The sequence below is a fragment of the Lactobacillus helveticus DSM 20075 = CGMCC 1.1877 genome, assembly GCF_000160855.1.
Classification (GTDB): Bacteria; Bacillota; Bacilli; order Lactobacillales; family Lactobacillaceae; genus Lactobacillus; species Lactobacillus helveticus.
In genome coordinates, this window is record NZ_GG700753.1 from 113,738 (window position 1) to 122,720 (window position 8,983).

The 8,983-nt window shown below is 35.2% G+C and carries 10 protein-coding genes; all 10 read right to left on the bottom strand.

The annotated features are described in order from the left end of the window. Positions 1–173 precede the first annotated feature (173 nt). On the bottom strand, positions 174–1,688 hold the full coding sequence (gene abc-f, locus HMPREF0518_RS04170; protein WP_023192838.1) for a ribosomal protection-like ABC-F family protein: 1,515 nt from the start codon (positions 1,686–1,688) through the stop codon (positions 174–176). Positions 1,689–2,011: 323 nt separating this feature from the next. Beyond that, entirely contained in the window at positions 2,012–2,440 is a 429-nt protein-coding gene (locus tag HMPREF0518_RS04175; RefSeq protein ID WP_003626445.1) for a DUF3021 domain-containing protein, read from the bottom strand. Continuing rightward, on the bottom strand, positions 2,437–2,871 hold the full coding sequence (locus HMPREF0518_RS04180; protein WP_003628533.1) for a LytTR family DNA-binding domain-containing protein: 435 nt from the start codon (positions 2,869–2,871) through the stop codon (positions 2,437–2,439). The genes HMPREF0518_RS04175 and HMPREF0518_RS04180 overlap by 4 nt, the downstream gene beginning before the upstream one ends. Positions 2,872–3,055: 184 nt before the next feature. After that, complete coding sequence (locus HMPREF0518_RS04185) at positions 3,056–3,643, bottom strand: non-canonical purine NTP pyrophosphatase (RefSeq protein WP_023192837.1); 588 nt, start codon at positions 3,641–3,643, stop codon at positions 3,056–3,058. 290 nt (positions 3,644–3,933) lie between these two features. Beyond that, on the bottom strand, positions 3,934–4,146 hold the full coding sequence (locus tag HMPREF0518_RS04190) for a DUF3923 family protein (protein WP_014918835.1): 213 nt from the start codon (positions 4,144–4,146) through the stop codon (positions 3,934–3,936). An 83-nt stretch (positions 4,147–4,229) separates the two neighbouring features. Then, positions 4,230–6,734 (bottom strand): ATP-binding cassette domain-containing protein, encoded by a 2,505-nt coding sequence (locus tag HMPREF0518_RS04195; protein WP_003626456.1) that lies wholly within the window; start codon positions 6,732–6,734, stop codon positions 4,230–4,232. 15 nt (positions 6,735–6,749) lie between these two features. Then, positions 6,750–7,262, bottom strand: coding sequence for a GNAT family N-acetyltransferase (locus HMPREF0518_RS04200; protein ID WP_003626458.1), 513 nt, complete (start codon positions 7,260–7,262; stop codon positions 6,750–6,752). A 236-nt stretch (positions 7,263–7,498) separates the two neighbouring features. Continuing rightward, entirely contained in the window at positions 7,499–7,966 is a 468-nt protein-coding gene (locus HMPREF0518_RS04205; protein ID WP_003626460.1) for a MerR family DNA-binding protein, read from the bottom strand. 12 nt (positions 7,967–7,978) lie between these two features. Continuing rightward, positions 7,979–8,134, bottom strand: coding sequence for a MerR family DNA-binding transcriptional regulator (locus tag HMPREF0518_RS10690; protein ID WP_003626462.1), 156 nt, complete (start codon positions 8,132–8,134; stop codon positions 7,979–7,981). A 29-nt stretch (positions 8,135–8,163) separates the two neighbouring features. Continuing rightward, a complete protein-coding gene (locus HMPREF0518_RS04215) occupies positions 8,164–8,463 on the bottom strand; it encodes a type II toxin-antitoxin system YoeB family toxin (protein WP_003626464.1) in 300 nt (99 codons plus the stop codon). Between the last annotated feature and the right edge of the window lie 520 nt (positions 8,464–8,983).

The window sequence follows — 8,983 nt, forward strand, 5'->3', positions numbered from 1 at the left end:
TTTATGCTTAGTTGATTTTAATTTTATATACTTTATAAACAATGAAATACATAATTATCTATACTCATCCCTATGACAAAAATACAGCTCAAAAAAGAAAACAATATTAAAATCGTTAACCAAAAAGATTTAAGCAAAAGCACGTTACTAACCAACCAGTAACGTGCTTCTTTCTATTCTGCTATATCCAATCTCACTCTTTGATCCGCCACCTGCTCAATGAAATACTCATCGTGTTCAATAAGCAGCATAGCAGGTTTGACCTTTTTCAATAATTCAATCAGTTGATCTTGATTAAAAACATCTAAATAATTAGCCGGTTCATCCCACCAATACAAGTCGGACGGTTCAACTAGCGACTTAGCCAATGCTACTCGCTTCTGTTGTCCCATACTCATTTCTTCAATCAGCGTTGCAAAACTGGCTCGGGGAAAGCCCAGCTTTTTCAAATTATTCAGCAATTCTTCATAAGAAATTTTATGTTCATATGCAAAATTATGTAAAGTTCCCTTATACTCTGTAAAGTCCTGTGGCAAATAAGAAATTGATAAACCATCAGCTAATTCATACTTACCTTGGTATTTAACTGTTGGTGCTTTATCTAGCAGCATTTTCAAAAAAGTCGATTTACCTGAACCATTTCGTCCTTCAAGAGAAACAACTCCATGATTTTTGACCACTAAATTTAAATCTTTAAATAAACTTTTACCATCTATTTGAAGATCAAGATGTTGGATTTCAAGCAAAGTGGAATGATAGTTAGCCTTGAAATTCATGCTTAATTCAGGAATATCTTCAATGTTAGTCATTAGGCCCTGCTTAGCTTGAATCTTATGATCCATTCTATCTCGAGCGTTAATCGACTTCTTCATCATTTTGGCAGCCGCATGACCAATGGCTCCTTTATTTAATCTAGTTCGCCGATTAAGAACATGCTGATATTTTCGACCAATATTTTTTCTAGCCTCTACTTTCTGGGCCCAATGATAAAATTGCTCCTTTTGCTGATGTAATTCGTTAATCTCACCCTTAAGCTTTTGATTTCTCTCGCGGTTAAACTCATCCCTCTTCTGCTTCGTATCTTCATATGCAGTAAAGTTCCCCTGATACAAATGAATCCCCGTATTTTCAATCGCCAAAATATGGTCGGTCACCTGATTCAAAAAATCACGATCGTGACTAACCACGATATAGCCCTTCTCATGATTACCTAGATAATTGCTAATCTCTTGTCTGCTATCTTCATCAAGATGATTTGTAGGTTCGTCAATCAAGGCAAAAGAATCCTTATTTGTAAAAGACAACGCTAGTAAAACCTTAGTCTGCTCGCCGCCACTTAAAGTGTTAAACGGTTGCCATAACAAGTCTGGATTAACGTTCATCAAATTTAATTCACGGTCTAGCTCCCACTCTTCAAAATTAGTTTGCTTTTGTAACTCATATAAAGTGATGTTAGCGGGATCAGCAATTTTAATCGGATAATATGAAAAATTCAACCGGGTTTGAATGTCGCCCAGACCATGTAGTTTTCCACGCAGCAAGTTTAAAAATGTAGTCTTACCGCGACCGTTTCTGCCAACTAACCCCAGTTTCCATGTACTATCTAGATTCAGGTTTAAATTGTTAAAAATATTCTCACTGCTGTCATCATATCTAAAAGACAAATTTGAAATTCTAATGTTGCTCATAAAATCGCCTCGCAAAAAAGAGCCCACACTTTTGACAAGTGCAGACTCTCCCTCATTATTTGCGCATAGAAAAAGAAGATATCGCCTGTTGCTAATCTTGTCAAAAGTGCATAGTCTCTCCGTCATAATCTGGAATAATTATTCAACTATGCTTAAATTTGCAAGATTAAAGACGCAACGGCGACCCTTCTTTCTATAAAATGAATTTCAATTGATGAAGTAATAATATCACGACACTTTATAAATTACAAGCTTATACTCTAAAATGTTATTATGATACATTTAGTGAAAATAACTAGCTGTCTCAACATAAAAGACTATCATTATTTACTGTTCTCCAATCTCTGATTGATTTTCTTAACATCTTTCCACAAATGCCAGAAATATAACCCATAGGCAATAACATACATAATTACAAAACTAGCAAATGCACTAAATACCAACGTCCAAGAAAACTGCCAATTATTAAGATAAAGATTTAAAAGCAACCACGCCGCAAAACAAACGAAGAAATTAACCACTACCTGCTTTCTCAATGACCATTGATCTTTATCAAAAATCCAACTAGCAAGATAGAAAAATACGCCAATCAAAAATGAAGCTACCAGCCAAAAAAGAAAACTTGATACAAACATCTTTGCATTTTCAACACTTTGCCCATTAACCGAAAGCACCAAATCAACCGCCATCCAAATCATGCCAATTCCGATTCCTACCAACCCACTTATAACCATATTTTTAAAAGTTTTCATAGCCCTAACCTCTCTTTCAAATCTTTGATTCTACGCCGAGAAACTTGTACCCTTATCTTATTTGTCAAAATTGCATCAATATTGCCATTGTTCAATATTTGCAAGTGATCTAATTGATGATAATTAATAATCGCACCTCGCGAGACGGCGATGAATTCATGCGGCAATAAATTTTTAACCTGATACAAACGAGCCTTATACAAGTAAATATTGTCTGCAGTGTAAATTTTAGTTTTTTCCTCCTCGACTTGAATTAAAGCAATTTTTGAAAAATTGACTGGAAAAGCATCCCCATTTTTAAAGCACCAAAGAAAATCCTGTTTTGAATTCAACTCTTTTGTAATTCGACTAATCTTATCAGTCATTTTCTTTAACCAAAACTCTGCCTTTTCCTCCTGAAGACTTTCATCAATATTGAACTTAACCTTCATTTGCATCCCCTCCTGACTTTGTTACCAGTATATGCTCTTTTGACGTTAATACCAGTCATTTCAGGTAAGTGGTAGTTCTAGGGCGGTAAATGGTTATTTATAAACAAAAAAAGCGAGATTTTCATCTCACCTTTCAATATCTAATCCTTTATTTTTATCTAGTAGTTACCTGCTTTTGTGCTTGTCACCAACTTGGTAAATTTGCGAGCAATCTATCTAATGCAGCTCTACGCTGTGACACTTGATTTCTTTCATCAATATTCATCTCGCCAAATGTCTTACCTAGCCCCGGAACAACGAATGAAGAATCATAAACATAAGTACTATTGCCAAAAGGATATTTTGCAATCACGCCGCTAATTCGACCAGAGCTAACAATATCATTATCTTCTTGACCAGGCCAACTGAAAGCAAAAGTCGTGTAATAACTGGCCGTTCTTTTTTCACTAGGTACTCCACCTAAATAGCCAAGCAGTCTTTCCTTATAATCTTGACCATTATGATGATAAGGTAAAATCTCTAACGAATTGAACAAATAATCAACACTTAGTCCAGAACTTTCAGATAATGTTGGCAACTTGGTATACTCAGCCAAGCGATGAGCCGTATTTCTCGCATTATTCAAAAATGTTTCCTCAGAATACGACTTTTGCGGCGCATAATCTATTGAAGATAATCCGATGACTTCAATATCTAGATTTAATTCACCTAAAATTTCTTGTAAATCGTTTACTTTATCTTGATCGTAAGTTGTATATAATAATTTATCCATTTTCTTTTTCTCCACTCTCATTTAAAAGCTCTGTTTGTTTTATACCAATTTTATGTATCCGGTATCAAGATACAGTTTCATTGTCTAATCTTTGTGAAGTAGAGTCAAGAATAATGGGCTGTGTTACTGGCCTTTATTATCGATATTGGCTTATTAACGTACTTTATTTATATTACTCATATGTTGCTTGTGAAGTTTTAAATACTAAGCGTTTAATTTTATCTAGACCAATTGAAAAACAGACATAGAATTTTAAAAATTCTATGTCCATTTTGATGAGTAATTTTATACTAAATATTTTGTCTTTTCCGCACAATCAAAAGCCAAATAAGATGTCCAACTAAAACAATTAATGCAAATACAGCCAGCACTGCTAAATTTATCAACTTAATTGGCATCGTTTGAACTACGCCGGCACCGTCCACGTGTCGCATCATAATGAAAATTGCCAAAAGTATGAATAAAATAAGCCAAATTACACTACTAATTTTTAAAGCTTTCATTTCTATTTGTCTTCCCTCAATTTTGTACATATTATCACTAGTCATACACAAAAACGAGTCCAAAAAAGACTCATTTTTCTTATCTATTCAAATTGCTTCCAATAATCAGCCAAATACCGTGTAGTTAAACTATCTGGATGCTTGACTAATTCTCGTGGCATCCCTTCAGCCACGATTCTACCACCAGCTTTACCGCCGTGTGGTCCTAGATCCAAAATATAATCGCTATTAACAATTAAATTCAAATCATGTGTGATTGTAAGAATGGTTGCACCTTGATCAAGCAATTTTTGCATTACGGTTACCAAAACCTTCACATCTAAGGGATGCAAACCGATCGTTGGTTCATCGAAGACAAACAAAGTATCATCTTGCTTATGACTCAAATGAGTAACCAGCTTCAATCTTTGTGCTTCACCACCAGATAAAGTTGGTGTACTTTCACCTAAATGCAAGTAATCCAAACCGACTTCTTTTAACAATTTCAATTCTCGTTCAATCTTCGGTGCCTTTTTGAACACAGGTAGTGCTTCATTAATATCTAAATTAAGCACATCAACAATTGACATTCCGTGCCACTTTACTTGTTGAATCGCTGGATTATAACGTTCACCATGGCAAGTAGGACAAGTCTGCTGCATATCTGGCAAAAATTGAATATCTAACGTCACAATTCCCGTTCCACCACAAGTTGGGCAAGCTCCTTCTTTATTGTTATAAGAGAAGTAGCTTGGCGTGTAATGCTTTTCTTTTGCTAGTGGCTGCCGAGCAAAAAGCTTACGCAGATTATCCATGATTGAAGTATATGTTGCTACAGTTGAACGGGTACTCTTACCAATCGGAGTCGCATCAACACTAACTACATTATGAACCGGTGAAGAGAATTTCTTAATTTGTTTAGGTAACTTCTCGCCCTTTGCCTGTGCCTCAATAGCCGGAACTAAGGAATCCAAAATCAAACTGGTCTTACCTGCTCCAGAAAAGCCTGTCACTGCAGTAATTTGATTAACTGGAATACCAGCTTTAATATCATGTAAGTTGAAATAATGCTCTATTTCAAATTTTATTTGATCGCTATTAATCTTATCAGTCGTTTTTCTTGCCATCAAATCAGCTTTACCATTTAAATATGGTGCAATCAAAGATTTTTTATTATCTTCTAATTCTCGAGGCGTACCTTGAGCTAGAATTTGACCACCTTGTTCACCAGATCCTGGTCCGATTTCGATGATTTCATCGGCTGCCTTAATAATATCGACATTATGATCAACCACGACCAAAGAATTGCCTTGATCAACTAATTTGCGCAAAACCTTAATCAAACCATCGACGTTAGCGGGATGGAGCCCAATTGATGGTTCATCTAATACATAAAGAACGCCAGTAGTTTCTGTTCTTAAAGTTCTGGCCAATTGGATTCGTTGCAATTCACCGGTTGAAAGTGTATTTCCTGCTCGAGCCATAGTCAAATAATCTAAGCCCAAATCAAGCAATGGCTGCAAATTATTGATAAATTCCTTGATCAATAAAGATGCCATCTGGTGCATCTCTTCCGGTAATTTGGCTAAAACTTCTTTACTCCAAGCAGGCAAATCACCTAGTTGCATATGTTCAACTTCATCAATATTCTTGCCATTAACTAATTGCTTGAGTAATTCAGGACGAAGCCGTGTACCATGACAAACAGGACAAGTTGAATAAGTGAAGAATTCGGCGATTCTCTTTTGTGCACGTTCACTCTTGCTACTCTTGGCTGAACGAAGAACTGCCTGGTGAGCATTTTCATAAAGAGCATTAAAGTCATGAAACACACGGCCAGTGCCTGATAAAAAGTCCATCTTATATTTCTTTTCTGGACCATTTAAGACAAAGTCTTTTTCTTTATCAGTTAAATCTTTAAATGGAACATTGATACGAACTCCTGCATGCTCTGCCACACTAGGCATGAAATTACGCCCTGGTAAGGACCACGAAGCAACTGCGCCGTCTTCAATTGATAAGTTTTCATCAGCGATCAATTTATTTTCATCAAGTTGACGCACCTTGCCTGTACCGCCACATTCAGTACATGCACCGTCTGAATTAAATGCAAATTCTTCAGCGCTTGGGACATAAAACTTTACGCCACAAGTTGGACAAGTGATTCGTCCCATTTCTTCGCCGGATTTCGACATTGCTTCAGCTATTGCCAGACTTGGTGCAACTCGGTGACCATTAGGACAGATAGGTGAACCAAGTCGTGAAAAAATCAAGCGCAAGACATTAAAAGTTTCAGTTGTTGTACCAACATTTGCTCTTTCATTAGGAACACTGGGACGCTGACGCAGAGCCAATGCTGACGGAATATGCTTAACCGAAGTAACATCAGCTTGTGCCCCCTGCTTAATTCGTCTTCTCATATATGTAGAAAGTGCATCAAGATACCGGCGCGATCCTTCTTCATAAAGAATTCCCATAGCTAGGGATGATTTCCCCGATCCAGACAATCCTGAAATAGCTACAAACTTATGCAGCAGAATATTGACGTCAATATTTTTTAAGTTGTGAACTTTTGCTCCTCTAACTTCAATTTGCTTTGGTAATGCCATAATATCCCTTCTTAATTAACAGTCTTTATAAAAATAAATATCTGCTTTTTCTTCTTGAGCAGTTCCACGATAGTCGCGATTATTAAAGCCACCAATTTCAAAACCATTTTTTAGATAGAATAAACAAGCTGATAAATTATCATCTTGAGCAATCGTGTATATTCCTTGCATCCCCTCACCTTTAGCGTTTTTCATACATTCCGCAATTAGCTTACTGCCTATTCCTTGTTCACGATAGGCAGAACTAACTTTTAAATCATCTAAATACAGATATTTGAACATGCCTTTTAGTAAAATTGCTAATCCTATGCACTTATTTTTATCGTAGGCAGCTAGATAGATCGCATTTTTATCATATTGATAATCTTCGTCAGGAAAACAAGTCATACTGGACTGCTTAAACTTCTCTATTTGATAATTCCAATGTCCATTTTTTAGACTGGGAATCATCTTGCCCCAGATAGTAAAAGGTTCATTCTTTATGTTAATATCTTCTAAATTTGTTATTTGCTTAATTTGAATATTCATCTAATCGCCCTCTGCCATTTCAGAATATGCGTGACTATTAACTATAACTCATTATCAGTTATAGCATACGCTAATATACTGTCTTTAGTTAAACCCAGACGTTCAATATTAATACCTATATTGAATTGCCATAAATCATCACCTAATTCAAGGTCATTAGCTTCGGCATATTTTCTAATTACAGCCAGACCTTTTTCAATGCCAATTCCTGTACTTTCGACTTTAGCAACTATATACTAACCATCGTTTTGAGTAATGATAGGGATTTTGACTTCATCATCGTAAGACTTTTCCTTAATGATTCTAAAACCGAAATCTGCATATTGGTTGGCATGTGCTTGCGGCAAAGCGGTTAAAAAGCCAGACAGCATCTTGTTAGTCATTAAGCCTGCACCAACTTCTTGATAGAATTCACTATACGCACGAGCAATTTCTTCTTCAGAACAATCTGCCTTAAAATCTGAACACCAGAATTCTCTCTTTGGTAAAAAGCATTTTTTAGCCACATAAAAATCAGTATTTCTTAACTGTGTATTGTGTGATTCTTTTTGTCGCAAAATAGTCAAAATTTGCTGGAGATTTTGAATTCGTTGTTCGATCTTTTGTCTTAATGGGATTAGCTTCTTATTCAAAGCATCAGAACTATCATCACTAAGATAATCTTTGATTTCTTCTACTGATAATCCTAGATCACGCAAACCCAAAATAAATCCGATCTAATAAAGCTGCCCATAACTGTAATAGCGATAGCCATTTTCAGCGATTTTAGCTGGTTTAAAGATATCTTTTTGATCATAAAAAATTAAAGTCCGTCTAGTAGTTTGAGCAATTTTAGCAAATTCAGAAATCGACAATAATTTTTTCGTTGGCATGCTTTAACACCTCTATTTTTTATTTATAATTAAATTTTGTTATGAATCAAGCTTTGATTGCCACTCGAATAATGCCACCAGGCACTAAAAATAATTACCTCTTTGCTTTTTAGATCAACTGAGTACACAATTCGATTATCCTGGCTAATCCTTTTTGAATATACAGGTGGCTTAACGCCTCTTTTGGCTAAGAGCTCAAAATGATGAGTTCTAATTAAAGGATCGGTTTCCAATTCATTATGGATTTTGCGATAAGTTTTATATAAACTAGCAGACTTTAGATTTTTAATATGCTTTTTCAGAATACGTCTTTCCTTAACGTTAAACATTTTTTCTCCTCTTATTTTTAGTTAAAAATAAGGTATCACCTAAGGTTACAGTCAAGCGAATATTCTAATTTTCGGTAAAATTTATTATCTTAACTTTTAAGCTATCTATGACGCCGCGGGACAGTTATATAATGAAAGAAAAAGACGGAGAAAGATTATAGAACTAGAACAAACTATCTTTAATAAATATCAACCTAATTTTCAGCTGCTAACGAAATATGGTTTTGTTAAGAAGTCTAACTATTTTTATTACCAAACGGACTTTCATAATGATAAATTCCAAGCTCAAATTTTTATCTCTCATGATCAAAAAATCATCGGTAAGGTCATTGATCTCGATATTAATGATGAATATTTGCCAGTTCACTCTATTCAAACGGGCAAATTCGTTTATGAAATAAGAAAAGAATACATTGCCATATTAAAAGTGAAGTGAGACCTAAAAGTGTCTCACTTTTAGGTCTCACTTCATTATATTCAGATTTGTCATTTTTTTATCCGTAATTAATTGGAATTAAGA

Bases quoted from the DNA above. Each gene is read 5' to 3' on its own strand.
- abc-f (WP_023192838.1), bottom strand. From the start codon at position 1,688: ATGAGCAACATTAGAATTTCAAATTTGTCTTTTAGATATGATGACAGC.
- HMPREF0518_RS04175 (WP_003626445.1), bottom strand. From the start codon at position 2,440: ATGAAAACTTTTAAAAATATGGTTATAAGTGGGTTGGTAGGAATCGGA.
- HMPREF0518_RS04180 (WP_003628533.1), bottom strand. From the start codon at position 2,871: ATGAAGGTTAAGTTCAATATTGATGAAAGTCTTCAGGAGGAAAAGGCA.
- HMPREF0518_RS04185 (WP_023192837.1), bottom strand. From the start codon at position 3,643: ATGGATAAATTATTATATACAACTTACGATCAAGATAAAGTAAACGAT.
- HMPREF0518_RS04190 (WP_014918835.1), bottom strand. From the start codon at position 4,146: ATGAAAGCTTTAAAAATTAGTAGTGTAATTTGGCTTATTTTATTCATA.
- HMPREF0518_RS04195 (WP_003626456.1), bottom strand. From the start codon at position 6,734: ATGGCATTACCAAAGCAAATTGAAGTTAGAGGAGCAAAAGTTCACAAC.
- HMPREF0518_RS04200 (WP_003626458.1), bottom strand. From the start codon at position 7,262: ATGAATATTCAAATTAAGCAAATAACAAATTTAGAAGATATTAACATA.
- HMPREF0518_RS10690 (WP_003626462.1), bottom strand. From the start codon at position 8,134: ATGCCAACGAAAAAATTATTGTCGATTTCTGAATTTGCTAAAATTGCT.
- HMPREF0518_RS04215 (WP_003626464.1), bottom strand. From the start codon at position 8,463: ATGTTTAACGTTAAGGAAAGACGTATTCTGAAAAAGCATATTAAAAAT.